Source organism: Cohnella herbarum (assembly GCF_012849095.1).
GTDB classification, from domain to species: Bacteria; Bacillota; Bacilli; order Paenibacillales; family Paenibacillaceae; genus Cohnella; species Cohnella herbarum.
The window spans coordinates 7,030,464-7,047,631 of the sequence record NZ_CP051680.1; the positions used below are offsets into that span (position 1 = coordinate 7,030,464).

The 17,168-nt window shown below is 52.6% G+C and carries 14 protein-coding genes; 12 read left to right on the forward strand and 2 right to left on the reverse strand.

Annotated elements, in window-relative coordinates:
- Position 1: 1 nt before the first annotated feature.
- Positions 2-934, reverse strand: a complete 933-nt coding sequence (locus tag HH215_RS29570) for a helix-turn-helix domain-containing protein (RefSeq protein WP_169283159.1) — start codon at positions 932-934, stop codon at positions 2-4.
- Between the two features lie 199 nt (positions 935-1,133).
- On the opposite strand from HH215_RS29570, the gene HH215_RS29575 reads away from it, so the two are divergent.
- From HH215_RS29575 to HH215_RS29585, 3 genes are all read left to right on the forward strand, one after another.
- The gene (locus tag HH215_RS29575) at positions 1,134-1,865 is read left to right on the forward strand and encodes a ThuA domain-containing protein (RefSeq protein WP_169283160.1); all 732 of its coding nucleotides are present in this window, start codon (positions 1,134-1,136) and stop codon (positions 1,863-1,865) included.
- On the forward strand, positions 1,865-2,902 hold the full coding sequence (locus HH215_RS29580; RefSeq protein WP_254450265.1) for a Gfo/Idh/MocA family protein: 1,038 nt from the start codon (positions 1,865-1,867) through the stop codon (positions 2,900-2,902). Before HH215_RS29575 ends, HH215_RS29580 begins: the two co-directional genes overlap by 1 nt.
- A gap of 213 nt (positions 2,903-3,115) precedes the next feature.
- A complete protein-coding gene (locus tag HH215_RS29585) occupies positions 3,116-4,060 on the forward strand; it encodes an Rpn family recombination-promoting nuclease/putative transposase (RefSeq protein ID WP_169283161.1) in 945 nt (314 codons plus the stop codon).
- A 130-nt stretch (positions 4,061-4,190) separates the two neighbouring features.
- On the opposite strand, the gene HH215_RS29590 is transcribed toward HH215_RS29585, so the two are convergent.
- Positions 4,191-5,060, reverse strand: coding sequence for an AraC family transcriptional regulator (locus tag HH215_RS29590; protein ID WP_169283162.1), 870 nt, complete (start codon positions 5,058-5,060; stop codon positions 4,191-4,193).
- A gap of 179 nt (positions 5,061-5,239) precedes the next feature.
- Between HH215_RS29590 and HH215_RS29595 the strand changes: the two genes are divergently transcribed.
- The 9 genes from HH215_RS29595 (at position 5,240) to HH215_RS29635 (ending at position 17,166) form a co-directional block, all read left to right on the forward strand.
- Complete coding sequence (locus HH215_RS29595) at positions 5,240-6,343, forward strand: glycoside hydrolase family 172 protein (RefSeq protein ID WP_169283163.1); 1,104 nt, start codon at positions 5,240-5,242, stop codon at positions 6,341-6,343.
- Between the two features lie 30 nt (positions 6,344-6,373).
- Positions 6,374-7,492, forward strand: a complete 1,119-nt coding sequence (locus HH215_RS29600) for a glycoside hydrolase family 183 protein (RefSeq protein WP_254450266.1) — start codon at positions 6,374-6,376, stop codon at positions 7,490-7,492.
- Positions 7,493-7,578: 86 nt separating this feature from the next.
- Positions 7,579-9,009 carry an ABC transporter substrate-binding protein gene (locus tag HH215_RS29605; RefSeq protein WP_169283164.1) on the forward strand — a complete coding sequence of 477 codons (1,431 nt, stop codon included), beginning with the start codon at positions 7,579-7,581 and terminating at the stop codon, positions 9,007-9,009.
- Between the two features lie 76 nt (positions 9,010-9,085).
- A complete protein-coding gene (locus tag HH215_RS29610) occupies positions 9,086-9,970 on the forward strand; it encodes a carbohydrate ABC transporter permease (RefSeq protein WP_169283165.1) in 885 nt (294 codons plus the stop codon).
- Between the two features lie 17 nt (positions 9,971-9,987).
- Entirely contained in the window at positions 9,988-10,812 is an 825-nt protein-coding gene (locus HH215_RS29615; RefSeq protein WP_169283166.1) for a carbohydrate ABC transporter permease, read from the forward strand.
- Between the two features lie 10 nt (positions 10,813-10,822).
- Positions 10,823-13,099 carry a DUF6259 domain-containing protein gene (locus tag HH215_RS29620; protein WP_169283167.1) on the forward strand — a complete coding sequence of 759 codons (2,277 nt, stop codon included), beginning with the start codon at positions 10,823-10,825 and terminating at the stop codon, positions 13,097-13,099.
- Positions 13,100-13,118: 19 nt separating this feature from the next.
- Positions 13,119-14,123 carry a zinc-dependent alcohol dehydrogenase family protein gene (locus HH215_RS29625; RefSeq protein ID WP_169283168.1) on the forward strand — a complete coding sequence of 335 codons (1,005 nt, stop codon included), beginning with the start codon at positions 13,119-13,121 and terminating at the stop codon, positions 14,121-14,123.
- Between the two features lie 35 nt (positions 14,124-14,158).
- Complete coding sequence (locus HH215_RS29630) at positions 14,159-15,241, forward strand: glycoside hydrolase family 172 protein (RefSeq protein WP_169283169.1); 1,083 nt, start codon at positions 14,159-14,161, stop codon at positions 15,239-15,241.
- Between the two features lie 161 nt (positions 15,242-15,402).
- Positions 15,403-17,166, forward strand: a complete 1,764-nt coding sequence (locus tag HH215_RS29635; RefSeq protein ID WP_169283170.1) for a sensor histidine kinase — start codon at positions 15,403-15,405, stop codon at positions 17,164-17,166.
- Positions 17,167-17,168 lie beyond the last annotated feature (2 nt).

The window sequence follows — 17,168 nt, forward strand, 5'->3', positions numbered from 1 at the left end:
ATTAAGGATTCACGACAGGCTCCCTGAGCCGGTCCTTGAACTGTTTGGGAGAGCAGTCGTTGAAGCGACGGAACATATCGTAGAAGTGTCCGATGTTGGAGATGCCTACCGACTCGGCCACTTCGGCAATGCTGAAGTTATCGTTGGTGAGCAATTGCTGCTCGGCTTTCTTGATCCGCTTGTAGACGACGAAGTCGGTGAACGACATGCCGACCGCTTTCTTGAACGTCTTGATGAAGTGGGTATAGCTCAAGTTCACCATGGTGCAAATATCGGCTACCGACAGCTTCTCGCTTAAATGATGCTCGACGTAATCGAGTGCCGGCTGCAGTCTTTCCAGCAAACGGTTGTCGTTATAATGGAGCAGCAACTTATCGTCGTTTCGGAGCAACAGCAGGAGGATGTTCTTGATCCTAGCAGAGACGGCGAGCTCGTAACCGATCCGGGCTTCGTTCATTTCCCGGAAAATTTCTCGAATCAGGGAAGCGGTTTGAATTCGGGCTTCCCGGTTCTCTCTGTATACGTAGTTAAGCGAACTGAGCGGGCGGATGACCTCCGAGAAATGTTGCATACTGTTCAGCGTGCTTAGATCCCAATATTTGCGCAGGTCGATCTGGAATACGATTTGGGAAGTGCTGCCTTCCTTCGACTGCATCGTCGTATGAGGCTCGGATGAACCGAACAAGGCTATGTCGCCTTTGCGCAATACGAGTTGTTCTTCCTTGCTGAAGATAGTAAGTTCGCCCTTCAGGATAAGCACGAACTCGACTTCCTCGTGGTAATGCCAGTCGGAATACGTCCGTTGCTTCCAGTTTTGTTCCGTTTTTCGGCGGTACTCTTCCGATGATACCGATTCGGTATCGATCTGCCATATCCGCATCGCGAGAAAAGGATCCTGGTAGACGACTTGCTCGTGGCGCATCTCGGGGTACATAGACAGATCTCCTTGAGGTTGAAGGTTGCGACAGGATCGCGTAACGATATTGTAACATACCCGCTTTTTCGGAAATAGACGATGACAGAATACCGTAAGAAATGAACCAAATAGGCAATCGATTGGACGACCTGTCTCGACTACAATGGAGTAAGAATTATACTTAAAAATGAACTACCTCTAAAAAGGAGTGTCACACATGAGCAAACCGATTAACGTAACGGTATGGAACGAGCATCGCCATGAGAAAACGAACGAGAAAGTCGCTTCGGTCTACCCGCAAGGAATGCACACGGCGATCGCGGAGGGACTGGATGTTACGGGTAACATCCAAATCGCGACTTTAGACGATCCGGAACACGGTTTGTCCGATGCGGTATTGAATAGCACCGACGTTCTCATCTGGTGGGGACATATGGCGCACGGGGAAGTGCAAGACGAGATCGTGGAGAGAGTACACCAGCGCGTGCTGAAGGGCATGGGACTGATCGTGCTTCACTCGGGTCATTTTTCGAAAATATTCAAGAAATTGATGGGCACGTCCTGCGATCTGAAATGGCGCGAAGCCGACGAGAAGGAACGCATTTGGGTCGTTAATCCGGGGCATCCGATCGCGGACGGCATCGGCGAATACATCGAGCTTCCCCAGGAAGAGATGTATGGCGAGCACTTCGATATCCCGCAACCGGACGAGTTGGTTATGGTGAGCTGGTTCGAAGGCGGAGAAGTCTTCCGCAGCGGCTGCTGCTATACACGGGGTATGGGTAAAATTTTCTACTTCCGTCCGGGTCATGAAACATATCCTACCTACTATAACCCGCAAGTTCGCAAAGTTATTTCCAATGCGGTGAAATGGGCGGCTCCGGTTGACCGCGAATATCCGCGTTATGGCAATGCACAACCGCTGGAGACGATTAAGGAGAAAGCATAATGACGTTAAAAGTAGGGGTCGTCGGTACGGGCGGCATTTTTAAGTGGGCTCATTTGCCCGGATGGCTATCGCACAAGGGAGTCGAAGTCGTTGCGTTCTGCGACGCATTCCGCGCATCCGCGGAAGAAGCGGCGAAGGATTTCCCCGATGCGAAGGTTTACGACGACTATCGCGAACTGATCGCCGATCCTTCGATCGACATCGTCGGCATCAGCACGCCGAACTTGTATCATTCTGAAATTGCCATCGCGGCTCTGCGGAAGGGCAAACACGTTTTCTGCGAAAAGCCGGACGCTGTCAATCCGATCGAGGCGCAGAAAATGGCGGACGTCGCGCGCGAGTCGGGCAAGCTGCTCATGACGATGCGCAATAACCGTTTCAGCGAAGAAGCGAAATTCGCTAAGCGAATTATCGAGCAAGGACAACTGGGCGACCTGTACATGGGGCGTTGCGGTTGGATACGCCGTCGGGGCATTCCCGGACGCGGCGGTTGGTTCACGACGAAGGAGCTTTCCGGCGGCGGACCTTTGATCGACCTTGGCGTGCATATGATCGACATGGCGATGTGGCTGAGCGGCAATCCGAAGCCGGTTACGGTATCGGGCTCGACTTACCGTAAATTCGCGGATCGTCCGGACGCTACGGGCAACATTCCTGCCGGAACGTTCGACGTTGAAGATTTGGCGGCAGGGTTTATCCGATTCGATAACGGAGCATCGCTGCAGATCGAATTCAGTTGGGCTTCCAACATCGAGGAAGAGAAGAAATTCCTCGAATGGAGAGGCACCGAAGGCGGCTTCAGCCTTGTGAACGACAAGCTGAGCCTCTTCACGGAAAACTCGGGCGCGTTGATCGATCAGAAGCCCCACTTCTCCGCGGCGGCGATTCCGCAGCATACGGCGAACATCCAGCACTTCATCGAATGCGTGCTCGGCAACGAGACTCCGATCATTACGCCTGATCACGGCGTAGATATGATTAAGATATTATCCGCGATCTACGAATCCGCGGAGCGTGGGCGGGAGATCGTCCTGTAAATCGAACCGATTCCGTCTTAAGGTGGACGGCACGGACGAAGGCCATGAGATCAAGGAAAACATAGGTTGACGAAAACAATGGTTTAACCGCATAATAGGGATAACATATTGATCCGATCCGGTTGTGAAGCACACCCCGGCGGCGCCTTTAGGGCGCCCCAGGGCGTGCTTTTTCTATTATTGGCGCAGGTTCGGGAGAAGGGAAGGATACGCATGGGCAATTCGGAGCGACCCTCGAAGGCGGGGCAAGAAGTTACGCCGCACGATGAAGCGTTCAAGAAGCTGCTGCAAACTTTTTTCGCGGAATTTATCGAATTGTTCTTTCCTAAGGTGCACGAGCTGTTGGATTACGGGCATACGCGGTTCCTGATGCAGGAGCAATTGGTCGACATTGTCGGCGAGCAGACTCGAACGCTCGATCTGCTGATCGAGACGAAGTACAAAGGATCGGACGCGTACGTGCTTATCCATCTGGAACCGCAATCGTATAAGGACGCTCGATTTCGCGAGCGGATGTTTATTTATTTTAGCCGTCTTTATGAACGTCATCGGAACGAGCATAAGCTCATTATTCCGATTGCCGTGTTCTCGATGGATAACGCCCGCAGTGAGCCGGATACGCTAACGATGGAGATTCTCGAACATCAAATCGTTCGTTTTCAATTTTTGAAGGTGGAGCTGGGCAGCCAGAGCTGGCGCAAGTTTATTGACTCGGACAATCCCGTGGCCGCTGCGTTGCTCGCCAAAATGAGCTATAATGAGGGAGAGCAACGGGAAATCAGGATCGCGTATTTGCGGATGCTTCTTCGTTTGCGAGGGAAGCTGGACGAAGCCAGGTTGGCGCTAATGATGTCGGTGGCCGATCTCTACAATAGAATCGACTTAAGCGAGGACGCGGCGTTGCTGCGCGAATTGGGAGAACGATATCCGGAGGTGAGGGAAGACGTGGAGAAGTTAATGCCCGCATGGAGCCGCGAGGGATACGAGAAGGGAATCAAGGAAGGGATGGAGCAAGGCTTGGAGCAAGGCAAGGAGCAAGGTATAGAAGCGGTCGTGCTGAATATGCTGCGCATGGGTGCGGATATGGAGCTCATCCGGAACGCAAGCGGTTGGCCCGAAGAGAAAATCGAACGACTAAGGAAACGCAACGAAGCGTAAAGAAAGAGCCATTTCCATGCTGCCGAACGGCAACATGGGAATGGCTCTTTTTCGTTCGGGCGTAGCCGTTCGGATTAAGGATCGCAAGCACCGAATGGTCTTCTCATGTCCCGTTTATGTCCACGCTTCATCATTTCTTCTTCCGGAAAGAAGAAGGGGAGTGCCCCTCCCACTTGCGAAACGTCCTGCTGAAGGCGTGAATGCTCTGGAATCCGAGCTCGTCGGCGATCTGAGTGAGCGGCAGATTGGTGAATTGAATCATTTGCTTGGCCTTCTCCAAGCGAATCGAGACATGGTATTGGATCGGCGTCATGCCATATGCTTTCTTGAATAGCCTGCACAGGTAGTACTTGCTCATGTTGGCCAAGTCGGCCAATTCGTCCAATGTCAGATCATGCTCGATGTGATGGGACACATAGTTCTTAACTCGATCGAGCTGCTCCCAGTTCGAGTGAAGATGAGTGTTGCGCTGCCAATGGATCTCCCGCAAGAGCAGTACCCACAGCTGAATGAATAAGCCTTTGGCGGTCGTTTCGTAGTAGGGAAACTTCCGGTCGAATTCGAAGATGATGTCTTGGATCAGTTGCTCGATGACCCCGGGTTTGTTCAACCGAATGTGATTGGGCAACGGATCTTCCATCTCGGCGAGGCTGTCCGGCCTTATCCATTGCTTCTCCTGCTCGGTTAATAGCGAATAGGGCCTGTACGATACTTTGACCTCCGGGCTGTCCGGCTGATAGTAAAGATCGAAGTGCAAATGAGGCTGTCTGAGAGGTTTGCCGTTCAATAAGGTGATGGAGTGGACTTGATTGGGCTTGAATAGAAACAGGTCTCCGGGTTTGCCGTAATACCTGTTTTCTTCCACGGTAACCTCGCATTCCCCCTCCTTTACGAACATGAGCTCATAATCGAAAATAACCCGCTCGGCGATATGGACCGGAGGATAAATAATGGAATCCCAAGCGACGCGAATGTAAGGAGAAAGCTGGTTCAGATCCATTGGAAGGCAAACCTCCTAAGAACGATTGTGAGCAATTTGGGTTAACTTTTCCCTCGAATTTGCTAAAGAAAAAGTCCGAAGTTTCTTATAGAATAACAATTGTAAGCGCTACAACGATTATAAGCATTCTGGCCTAAATTAACAATATTTCTACAATTCTACTAGAGGAGCCATCACGCATGCACCATAATCTTTCCTCATTAAGCCTAGCAAGATCGGGCAGAAGCAAAAGGGAATCCAGTTACGACCGTTCTGGAGGAAACAAGGATTACTATTCGATCGTTCCCGGAGAGAACAAACAAATCTGCCGGATTCAAGGCGCGGGGGCTATCACGCATATTTGGATGACGATGGCGACGGACGCTCCGAGAGAGGAACAATATTTGCCCCGTAAAATCGTAATGAGAATGTATTGGGACAACGAATCGGAACCGAGCGTAGAAGCGCCAATCGGCGATTTTTTCGGAATGGGGCACGGGTTAACGCGTAACTTCACGTCCGCGGCGCTCATGATGAGCCCGGAAGACGGCAAAGCCTTTAATAGTTTTTTTCGGATGCCCTTTGCTTCCGAAGCTAGAATCGAAATCGAAAGCGAAGCGAGCGAACCGATCAAATTTTACTTCTATATCGATTACGAGCAATACGATAAGCTGCCGGACAACGAGCTCCGTTTCCATGCCGAGTGGCGCAGGGAGTGTCCGACCGACGGCGTCTCCGATCAAGGAATGGATAACGCGTACTTCGAATTCGGCGGGAAAAATACGACCGGAGACGGCAATTACGTCATTCTGGACGCGGTAGGCAGAGGCCACTACGTCGGCTGCAACTTCAACGTCCATAACTTGCGCGAAACCCGGGAGTGGAACTGGTACGGCGAAGGGGACGATATGATCTTCATCGACGGAGAATCATGGCCGCCTTCGATTCATGGCACCGGCATGGAAGACTATTTCAATACCGCGTGGTGTCCGCAACAAGAAGTATGCACCCCCTACCATGGCATTATCATGGGCGGCGGTTGGAACTGGAGCGGTAAAATATCGACTTACCGCTATCACATTCTCGACCCCATCATGTTCGATAAGAGCATTAAAGTAACGATCGAACACGGCCATAACAACCATAGAAGCGACGATGTTTCTTCGACGGCATACTGGTACCAAGACGAACCGCACCGCCCTTTCAGTCCTTTGCCGAAGGTTGCCGGGCGGATGCCGCTACCGGACTTGAAGCCTTTCGATTCGACGAGCATCAAGCAAATTTTCGGACATGACAATCCATGATCAGTAATTGTTGAGGGGAGGGGCGTATCTTTGAGAACAAGATTAGGTTTAACGGTCTTGGCCGTCGTCCTTCTCCTGACATCTTGCTCGGGCGGGAAAAAAGCTCATCCGATGCTGGATGCGAAGGAGAAGACGTTCATTCTGAAAGGCATATCCGATCTTACGCAAGTGTCGCAGTTAACCGGAGCGGATTCGCCGAATAAAACCGATCAATACGGCGTCTACGGGACGGATCTGGGTTCCATGATCAACGCCGATGATCGAACGTATTTCGTATTCGGGGACACGTTCGGCGAAAGGCCGCCCGACATGATCGGCGGCGGAGGCAGCTACTGGCGCTCGAACACGATCGCTTATTCGACCGATAACGATCCGACGGACGGAATTACTCTCGACGGAATGGTCTCGGACGAAATCGGGCTCGCCAAGGAGCTTATTCCGTCCGCGAAAGTCGATTACGAGGAAATGACCACGATCCCGACGCACGGCTTATACGCGAACGGCGCGCTCTACCTCTATTACATGTCGGTCAACCATTGGGGAGACCCCGGCAAATGGGATGCGAACGATTCGAGCGTAGCCAAATCTACCGACCAAGGGCATAATTGGACATTGTTGGACGATCTGAAGTGGCCGGGCGATAGCAATTTCATTCAGGTGAGCCCTTACAAGGTTAAGATTGACGACGAGCAAACGGATATCTACTTCTGGTGTATTCCGTCCGGTCGGTTCGGCGGCGTGCAGTTGATGAAGGTAAGCGAGAAGAACGTGGAAAATCCGGCGGAATACCGGTACTTCGCCGGACTTGACGAGAAAGAGGCTCCGATCTGGAGCGAAGAGATGGCGAAGGCTAAGACGATCGTAGAGGATTCGGTCGGCGAATTGTCGGTCGTCTGGAATCCTTATTTGGAAAGATGGCTAATGACGTACCTCAACGAAGGCAACGGGGTTGTCATTCGCGAAGGGATCACGCCTTGGGGGCCGTGGGGAGATAAGCTGGAATTAGTAAGTGCCTCCGATTATCCGGGTTTGTACGCTCCGTTCATGAACGACAAGTATATCGCCGACGGCGGTAAAAACTTCTACTTCTCCATGTCGCTGTGGGATCCCTATAACGTCTTCTGGTTCAAGGCAACTCTAGACAAATGAAAGCGTATGCGGAATTAAATTGGCTGCCACTCCGGTTTAAGCGCTCAGCGTTTAAATAGCATGACCTAAAAAGGGAGGATTTACGCATGAAAGAAAATTGGGGAAAGTCAAAGCCATGGTCGATTATGTTATCTGCACTTATCATCATGGCGCTAGCCGTGACGGGATGCGGCGGCAATAACGACAAAGGTTCGAGCGCAAGCCCGTCCGCCAGCGTCAGCCCGAGCGAGAGCAGTACGCCGAGCGAGAGCGGCGAACCGGCGGAATCGGAAAGCAATGCTCCGGCGGAGAAGGTCAAGCTCGAGTTCTGGGCGCAGAAATTCGAAGAAAGCACGGATGCATGGTTCAAGAAGTGGACCGACGAATTCAACAAAACGCATGAGAATATCGAAATTAAGCTGACGATCGTTCCGGGCGATGCGTGGGCGCAAAAAATGAAAGCCGCCCAAGCGGCAGGCAAAGCTCCGGACATCAAAACGATCAGCTACGGGAACATCGCGAACGGCGCAAAAATGGGGGAGATTCTTCCTCTTAACGATCTCATAGATGCTACCGCATTCGACGACCTCTACGATAACGTAAAGGAATTCGTAACGGTGGGCGACAAGTATTACGCTTATCCGAAGCTAGTCGAGCCGTCCGCGGTGCTCTTCTACCGGAAGGATATGTTCAAGGAAGCCGGACTCGATCCGGAAAAACCTCCGACCACTTGGGCGGAAGTGCTGGAATACGGCAAAAAGCTAACGAAGAAGGGCGTCTTCGGATTCTCGATCGCTCAGAACGCCGCCGATCTCGGCTGGTCGAGTTGGGGCTTGCAGTATAACGCGGCCGGCCATCTGGCGATCACTGACGATTGGTCCAAAGCGGATATTAACAACGACGGTTATAAGAGCGTATTTAACTTCTACCAACAAGCCTATCAATCGGGCATTATGCCGAAGCAGCAGCTCGCGGGATATACCGATATTAAACCTTTCGGCGAAGGTAAACTCGCGATGCAGGTAATCGGTTCATGGGCGATCGGTCAACTGCGCAACAGCTACAAGAACATCTTGGATAATGTAGGTATCGCGCCGATGGCTTCGATCGATGGCGACCAGACGAAACCGACGGCAACGCTTGGCGGATGGACGCTTGCTGTGGACGGCAAATCCGAGCATGCCCAAGAAGCGGCTAGCTATATTTCCTATTTGCTCGCTGGCGATCCGAATATCATGATCGACTTCTTCAAAGGTTCCCAGTTCTCCAAATTCTCCGCGCGCAAATCGGTAGACGAGGCGATGAAGGTCGATGTCGACGCTTCCAAGGATACTTGGCGCGCGCTGGTCGCCGAGAAGGTCATTCCTTATGCGAAAGCAGAGCCGATCTATCCTTGGGATATCAGCTTCGCTCTCTCGACCGGAATCGAATCGGCGATGAGGGGCACGAGCGTGGACAAAGCAATAGCCAAAGCCGAGAAAGACATCAACGACTTTATTACGAAATCCAAGCTCGCGGGAACGAATCCCAAATCTTAATATCCGGACGGCATCCGGGGATGACCAAGTCCCCGGATGCCGTCCGCATCCCGATTCCTGGTGGTGAACGCCCAAAGTGAAAACAAATTTTCGTTACGATAATAAAGCGGCGTACGCTTTGCTCACTCCGATCGTCGTCTTGTTGACGATATTCGTCGTCATCCCGTTCTTCTACGCGATCAAGGTCAGTTTCTATAATTGGAGCTTCTACCAAGAATCGACCTTCGTCGGGTTCCGCAACTTCTACATGGTCGTGACGGATCGTCTGTTCGGCGAGGCCGTATGGGTAGGACTCAAATTCGCATTGATGGTCGTGCCGGCGATGCTTATTCTCAGTTTCCTATTCGCGAATGTCGTCAAGAACCTGGGGGCGAAATATTCCGGTTTCGTTAAGACGTCCATCTATATCCCTACGATCATCTCGGGCATCATCGCGTCCGTCATCTTCGTGTTTATTTACGACTACATGGGGGGATTGGCTAACTACGTGATCGGCTGGTTCGGCTCCGAACCGAAGGCGTGGCTCGCGGACGTTGCGACGGCGCTTCCGAGTATCGCGGCTCCCGCGATCTGGTTGGGCTTCGGTTTTACGGCGCTGATCATGTTAGCCGGACTGCACGATATCCCCGAAAGCTATTACGAGGCGGCGGATCTCGAAGGAGCCGGGGCGTTCAAGAAAATGTGGTATATTACGATTCCGCTCATGCGAAACGTCATTCTATATTTGTTGGTTACCGGTTTTATCGCTCAAATCTCGCAGTTCGAGCTTTCTCTCGTTATGACGAACGGGGGCCCTCTAAGCGAGACGACAACGCCGAACTTGTACATCCTGAACCATTTCCGCAACGACGTGATGGTGGGCAATTCCATTGCGGCATCGCTGCTGCTGTTCGTCGTGCTGGGCAGCATTTCCGCGCTTATTTTCAGGGTGCTCAATTCGGAGAAAGCGGTTGACGGATAACCGAGGAGGAGACGGACATGAGAACACAAAGCCTAGTACAAAAATCAGCTCTTACGGTCATAGCCGGAGTGGTCACGCTGCTTGCGTTGTTTCCATTATTATGGGTCGTCATTGCCGGATTCAAGGGGCAAGCGGAAGTCCTTGCAACTCCGTTTCGCTTCTTCCCTAAGGAATGGCTTGTAGCCAATTACACGGATATTCTCGGCGATGCGGCATTTCTGAAGTCGATGGGAGTGACCTTCGGAGGCGCTCTATTGTTCGCCGCGCTTAGTCTAATCGTCAACTCTATGGCGGCGTACGTGTTCGCAAGGCTGGAATTCCGGTTCAAAAGCATTATGTGGGTGTACGTCATCATGACGATGTTCATACCTGGCATGGCGATCATGCTCACTTCCTTCATTGTCGTAGACAAATTGGGAATGCTCGATACGTTGGCGGTTCTCGTCCTGCCGGGCGTTGCGTCCGCCGGCCATATGTTCTTTATCAGGCAGTTCTACCTCAACATTCCGATGGCGCTGGAAGAAGCCGCGTTAATCGACGGCGCGGGCAGAATCAAGATTTTCACGAGCGTTTTCGTGCCGATGTCGTTCCCCGTCTTCGTTATTGTGGGCATCGGCTCTTATCTGGGCTATTGGAACTCTTTCATCTGGCCGACCATGACGATTACGAATCCGAATCTCTATCAGATTATGCAATACTTGTACAACTTCCGTGCGGAACGGGTTACCGAATTGGGGTTGTTGATGGCAGGCTCGGCCTTGGCGGCTATTCCGACGATCGTTCTGTTCCTGATTTTCCAGAAGTACATTATTTCCGGCATCAAGATATCGGGACTGAAGTGAGGGCTGCACGATGGAGGATCGATTGCGCGTAAAGATTGTCGAGAATGAAAGAGTACGATTAGGATTCGGCTTGGATGACGGAGCGATTCGCTTGCTTCGGGATAAGCAGGCCGGCATCGACTACGTCTTCGACGCGCCCGGCGAGGATCCGTTCCGTCCGGATCCGTTCCGTCTGGAGACGGACGACGGCGTTAGCTCATCGTTCGATGCCTTCGAATGGCACCTGGAAGATTCGGATCCGGACTCGGATATTTTGCGCGTAGCGTTGTCTTGGCGAATCGGGGATGGCTTCATCGTCAACGGCGGGTTAACGCTTGAAGCAGGAACGCTAACCTTTAGCTGTTCCGCGGATAATCGTTCGGAACAACGGCTGCTCAGCTTGGAATATCCGATTATTCCGAATGTCCGCACGATTACGGAAGAGGGAAAGGACGATTACGTCGCGCATTCCCACGCGACCGGAATCAGAGTTCGCAACCCGATGAAGCACTACGTCCCTAACGATCCGGGCCAGCGGTATATGCCGTATCCGGAAAGCTTCTCCGGCGCTTCGATGCAATTTTTCTCCTATTACGGAATGGACAAGGGGGGACTTTATTTCGCGGCTTTAGACGGAGAAGGGTACGCCAAATGGTTGAATTTCTACAAAAACGCAAACGGCCTGTTGGAAGCTTCTTTTATTCACGGGTGCGAAGAGATGGGCGCGGGCAAAGGGATTTATCCCCCTTATCCGGTTCAAGTGGCCTTATTGAAAGGCGATGATTGGTATGAAGCGGCGGATAGGTACAAGAGCTGGGCGGTGCGGCAGAAGTGGTGCGCATCGGGAACCCTCGCGGAGAGGGGAAGCGACGTCTCGGCGAAATGGCTCCACGAGGAGATGGGCGTAGCGACCTTCGGCATTAACGCCGGAGCGGACAGAACGCCATGGCTGCGCAAGTACCACGAGTTTATCCCGACGCCGATGTTCCATATTCTCGGCCCGGACTGGACGAACGCGCCGCAAACTTTCTATAAAGGGGTGCCCGGCGGCTTCGACGATTGGTTCCCGACGCGGTTTCAATCGGATAACTTGGCTTGCATGAAAGAGTACGGAGATAAGTTCGCGCCGTTCGAATTCGACTATCTCTATCATTTCGATGGCGCGGACGGGGAACTAGGAAGAGCCGCCGCGCAGAAATTTCCGGAGCTGATCAAGAGCATGGATGCCTATGCTTTTCCTTTTCTTTGTCCCGCTCATCCGTATACTCGCGAATTTCACGTGCGCCGGGACGAAACGCTGCAACGGACGAACGACCTGGACGCCATATACTATGACATTTCCGCCAATAACATCATGAAAGTATGCATGGACGAATCGCACGGCCATCCCGTAGGAGCAGGCAAGACGATCGAGGATGCCTACCGGAGGAACTACGCCGATACGAAGGAGGCGATGTCCGCCGTTGCCGGGCGCGTCATTCCGATGGGAACGGAAATGATGAACGAGACGTTGCTCGATCTGATCGATTATTACCAAGCCCGCGCCGGCGGGCAACCCGCGGCGCCGTTGGAAGGCTGGCCGATCCGCGAACTTCTGAAGTCGGGCGACGCGGAGCTCGTGCCTATGTTCTCTTATGTCTACCATGAGTACGGCGCCTTACGATTAGACGGTTGGGGCAAGCTGGTCGAAGAGATCGGGCAGTTATATTATTTCACCGTAGCTCGTACCTATCTCTGGGGAGGTTTATATGAGCTGAATTACGAATATAGTCCGATGGAAGCTTTGGATGGCCAAGAGAACGCGCCCGAGGAGCATTATTATCCATTCGAGTCCCGAGGTTACGCGTTTCGTCCGGAGCGCGCCGAATATTTAGCGATGTACGCTAAGTTGCGGACGGGAGCCGCGAATAAATATTGGGCATACGGTCGGATGCTGCGTCCGCTCGAATTCGCGACTCCAAAACAAAGCATGAGTTGGTTTCATTACAATCACGGCAAGGAATCGAAGGAATACAACGATACCGGAGAACAGACCGTCGACGCTATCGTGCATTCGGCTTGGCGGTACAAGGATGAAAGCATGGCATTATTTTTCGCGAACGTTGGCATGGAAGAGCGCACGGTGAGTATCCGTATCGATTCGCGGGATTACGGGATGGGCAAGACGAATGCATGGTTGTTTAAGGATGACCCGAACGGCTCGAGTCCGGAAGAAGTTCGCCTCGTCATGACGTCGTCCGGAGAGACCGATTTTCATATTCCGGCCAGAAGCGTCGTCATGATCGAGCTGTCGGGAAAGCTTGGTTAGGACGAGAGGGGGAGAGGCAATGAAAGCGCTAGTCATGGAACAGCCGCGTCGAGCGGTCGTCAAAGAAGTGCCCGATCCGAAGCCGGGACCGGGAGAAGTCGTCATTCAAGTCGCTCAGGTCGGCATATGCGGAACGGACTTTCATATTTTCGAAGGGGAGTTCCTTTCGCCGTATCCTTTAATTCCGGGGCATGAATTCTCTGGAACGATTAGCGAAGTAGGCGATGGGGTAGAGGGGTTTCGCGTTGGCGACCGGGTGACGGCGGATCCTTCGCTATTCTGCGGACGATGCGTCTACTGCCTGACGAACCGCGGTAATCAATGCGCCGATTGGGGAGCGTTGGGCAATACCGTGAACGGGAGCATGGCGGAGTACGTGGCCGTGCCGGCCCGGAACGCGGTTAAGATCCCGGACGATATGTCTTTCGCTACGGCGGCGTTTATCGAACCGATCGCATGCGTCGTGCACGCGATGAACCGACTGCAGTTGCAGGTCGGCCAGTCCGTTCTTCTGTTCGGAGCGGGCGCGATGGGGCAGCAATTGGTTCAGGCTCTATCGCGCGCGGGGGCCGCGCGGTTGGCGGTCGTCGACGTGTCGGACAACAAGCTGGAGCTGGCGCGGGCATTCGGGGCTACAGAGACGGCGAACGTCAGGGAGATCGGGCGGCTTGCCGGACAATCGTTCGACGTGGTCGTCGACGCGACGGGAATCCCTTCGGTGATCGAGCAAGCGCTCGCGTATATGGGGAAGACGGCGAAATATTTGCAATTCGGGGTGACCCCGAGAACGGCCGAGATCAAGCTGAACCCGTTCGACCTCTATCATAAGGACTGGACGATACTCGGCTCGATGGCGATTAACCATACGTTTTTGCACGCTTTCGATTGGGTCAAGACAGGTAGGATCCAACTGGAACCGCTCGTTTCCAAGGTCATCTCCTTGGAGGAAACTCCCGCGTTCTTGGCCGAACCTAAAAATCCGGAATTGCTGAAGGTTCAGATCCGAATAGGATTTAACGGTTAAGGAAAACCATTTCAACTCACAAGGAGAGGGTACTCATGAACAACTTTAACGGATTAGATATGGGACTGGGAAATCTGGCGCGACTGTCGAATGCTCAAACCAGATCGATCAGCCCGGAGAACTTCACGGGGGAAAAAGGAAAAGGAGGCATGGCGACCGAAGGGACGGGCGCCGGATGCGCGCGTGATCTCGGAATCGGCTGGAAGGTATCCCCTTCCGTGGAGATCGAGCCGGGCGCGACGTTCGAGATGGCGAATATTCGGGAGATGGGCGCCATTCAGCATATTTGGCTGACCTGTTTTCCGGGATTCTGGCGGAATCTGATCATTCGATTGTACTGGGACGATGAAGAGCTGCCTTCCGTCGAAGTGCCGGTAGGCGACTTATTCTGCAACGGTTGGCAAGAGAGATGCAACGTCAATTCCATCCCCGTGGCCGTGAATCCCGCCGGAGGGATGAATTGCTATTGGCTCATGCCCTTCCGTCAATCCGCGCGAATGACGGTCGAGAATACCTCCAAGGACAAAGCCGTGCTGTATTATCAGATCGACTATACTCTAACTCAAGTACCGGACGATGCCGCATACTTTCATGCCCAATGGCGAAGAAGCAATCCGGTAACGTATAAGGGCGTTCACACGATTATCGACGGCATTCAAGGAAAAGGCCACTACGTCGGCACTTATCTGGCTTGGCAAGTCAATAACACCGGCTGGTGGGGAGAGGGCGAGATCAAGTTCTACATGGACGGGGATCGCGATTTCCCGACCCTCTGCGGGACGGGAACCGAGGATTATTTCGGCGGCGCTTGGAACTGGGAGCAGCCTCAAGGGCAATACGGTACATACTCGACGGCCTATCTCGGCATGCACCAGGTAATCAAGCCCGACGGGCTGTACCGCAGCCAGACGAGATTCGGCATGTACCGCTGGCACGTGATGGATCCGATCCGTTTCGAGAACGATTTGAAGGTCACGATACAAGATCTCGGTTGGCGTTCCGGCGGAAGGTATCTCCCCCAGCAAAGCGATATCGCGTCGACCGTGTTCTGGTACCAGGCTGAGCCGCACGCTCCGTTCCCGACGCTTGCGGGCAATGATGAACGAGAAGTGATCTAACCGATTGCTCTAGATTTGTATAGTCCGGCGTTGACCCGCTAGAAGAATCTCGCAGCCGTCTCCGGAAGAAATTGTCTCGTTCCGGAGACGGCTTATACGCATTTACTCGGATTCTCGGAGCGCAAAGGCTTTGGAGAACGGGGACAAAGGCGGAGAAGGCTATGTTTTACTCGATCCGAACGCAATTAATCGCGATTATCGTCATGCTGATCGTTCCGTTCGTGCTCATGGGCTATTTGTTCTGGAATCAAGCGGCTACGGCATTAAGGGAATCGATAGAAACGACGACCGTGCAAACGATGAATCAGTACGCGGATTTCGTGGAAAGCGCAACTTCGCAGATCGTGAATACGGCGAATCAAATTTTGCGAAGCGATATGACGCAGGATTGGATCCGATCCCGAATGGACAACGAAGACGCGGCGAAAGAAATTCAGCAAAACATTCGCATGAGAAAATATTTCGACTCCGTGGTCAGCAACAGCCCGATCATTCTTTCGGTTAATCTTTTTCACGAACGGTGGGATTTGTGGAATTTAGAAGGCGGGGATTACCTGGAAACCGATTGGTATGCGAACTATCGGAACCATGGGATTCGATGGACGGACTCCCATATCGATGCCAGACAGAACGGAATCTATTTGAACAGGAAGAACGTCAACTCGCTTGTATATCCTTTGTCCGATCTCATGAACCTGAGCGAGGAAGGGATGTTGAAGATCAATATCCAAACTTCCGCCCTGCAAGAGCCGCTGGATAAGCTGGTCTTAGGAAAGACGGGGAAAGCGTTCCTGATTGCGCCGGACGGCGTTCCGATATTAAATCAGAAACCCGATGCGTTTCCCGATGCTCTTATGGAAAAGATTCGGTCTTTGGCGGACGACGAAACGAAGGGAACGCGGATTTTCAGGGACGACGAACGCAGGTCTATCTATTTCTATCAAAGAATGGAGACGACCGGCTGGGTCGTGGTGGGAACCGTTTCGGAGAAGGAACTGTTTCAGGAAATCACGAGAGCGAGACAAAATGTCATTTGGGTTGCCGCCCTATTGTTCATCGTCGCGGTTTCCTTAACGTTCTGGTTCTCTTCGCGAATCGCCAATCCGATCTCCAGAATCGTGCGCTCGATGAAGTTCGTCGAGGAAGGAGACTTCTTCAAAGGCAACGCGATCATGGCCAGAAAGAAGATTAAACAAAACGAGATCGGCTTCTTGACCGCTAACTACTTGGATATGGTCAAACGCCTGAAAACCTATATCGAAACCGAGTTCGCCCAGAACTTGCGCAGGCGCAACGCGGAGTACAAAGCTTTGCTGCTGCAGATCAACCCCCATTTTCTGAACAACACGCTGGAAGTGATCACCTCGTTAGCCGCGCAAGGGCGCAATGAAGACATCGAGCAAGTCGTGAACGATTTGAGCTTGATGTTAAGGTCTTCGCTCAGAATGGATACCGAGTTGATTTCCGTACGAGACGAGATCGGAACGATTCGCGCGTTTACGTCCATCCTCTCCGTCTGTTACGGGAACCGCGTGCAATTCGAGATCGTAGACGGCCATGTCAGCGATTCGATTCAAATTCCGAAGCTGCTGCTTCAACCGTTAATCGAGAACGCGGTGAAATACAGTCTTGGAATCGTAGAGGTGGCGATCGTATCCATTCGCATCGAGGAGACGGATGAGGAATTGACGGTCGTCATCAAGGATAACGGACTAGGCATTCCGGAGGAAGTTCTGAAGGAGTTGAAGACGGCCGCCGAGCTGAATTTCCCGCAAGACGTGTTGAATATCGGCGAGAAGGGAATCGGGTTCAAGAACGTCATTGCCCGAGGGCGGATTTACTACGGTTCGAGGTTCACCGTCGAGATTCGTACGGCTGCCAATCAGGGGACGGAGATTACGATGATAATCCCCAATAAGAGGTGATG

What these genes read in the sequence shown, in the direction of transcription:
- HH215_RS29570 (WP_169283159.1), bottom strand. Translation starts at nt 934, where the DNA reads ATGTACCCCGAGATGCGCCACGAGCAAGTCGTCTACCAGGATCCTTTT.
- HH215_RS29575 (WP_169283160.1), top strand. Translation starts at nt 1,134, where the DNA reads ATGAGCAAACCGATTAACGTAACGGTATGGAACGAGCATCGCCATGAG.
- HH215_RS29580 (WP_254450265.1), top strand. Translation starts at nt 1,865, where the DNA reads ATGACGTTAAAAGTAGGGGTCGTCGGTACGGGCGGCATTTTTAAGTGG.
- HH215_RS29585 (WP_169283161.1), top strand. Translation starts at nt 3,116, where the DNA reads ATGGGCAATTCGGAGCGACCCTCGAAGGCGGGGCAAGAAGTTACGCCG.
- HH215_RS29590 (WP_169283162.1), bottom strand. Translation starts at nt 5,060, where the DNA reads ATGGATCTGAACCAGCTTTCTCCTTACATTCGCGTCGCTTGGGATTCC.
- HH215_RS29595 (WP_169283163.1), top strand. Translation starts at nt 5,240, where the DNA reads ATGCACCATAATCTTTCCTCATTAAGCCTAGCAAGATCGGGCAGAAGC.
- HH215_RS29605 (WP_169283164.1), top strand. Translation starts at nt 7,579, where the DNA reads ATGAAAGAAAATTGGGGAAAGTCAAAGCCATGGTCGATTATGTTATCT.
- HH215_RS29615 (WP_169283166.1), top strand. Translation starts at nt 9,988, where the DNA reads ATGAGAACACAAAGCCTAGTACAAAAATCAGCTCTTACGGTCATAGCC.
- HH215_RS29620 (WP_169283167.1), top strand. Translation starts at nt 10,823, where the DNA reads ATGGAGGATCGATTGCGCGTAAAGATTGTCGAGAATGAAAGAGTACGA.
- HH215_RS29625 (WP_169283168.1), top strand. Translation starts at nt 13,119, where the DNA reads ATGAAAGCGCTAGTCATGGAACAGCCGCGTCGAGCGGTCGTCAAAGAA.
- HH215_RS29630 (WP_169283169.1), top strand. Translation starts at nt 14,159, where the DNA reads ATGAACAACTTTAACGGATTAGATATGGGACTGGGAAATCTGGCGCGA.
- HH215_RS29635 (WP_169283170.1), top strand. Translation starts at nt 15,403, where the DNA reads ATGTTTTACTCGATCCGAACGCAATTAATCGCGATTATCGTCATGCTG.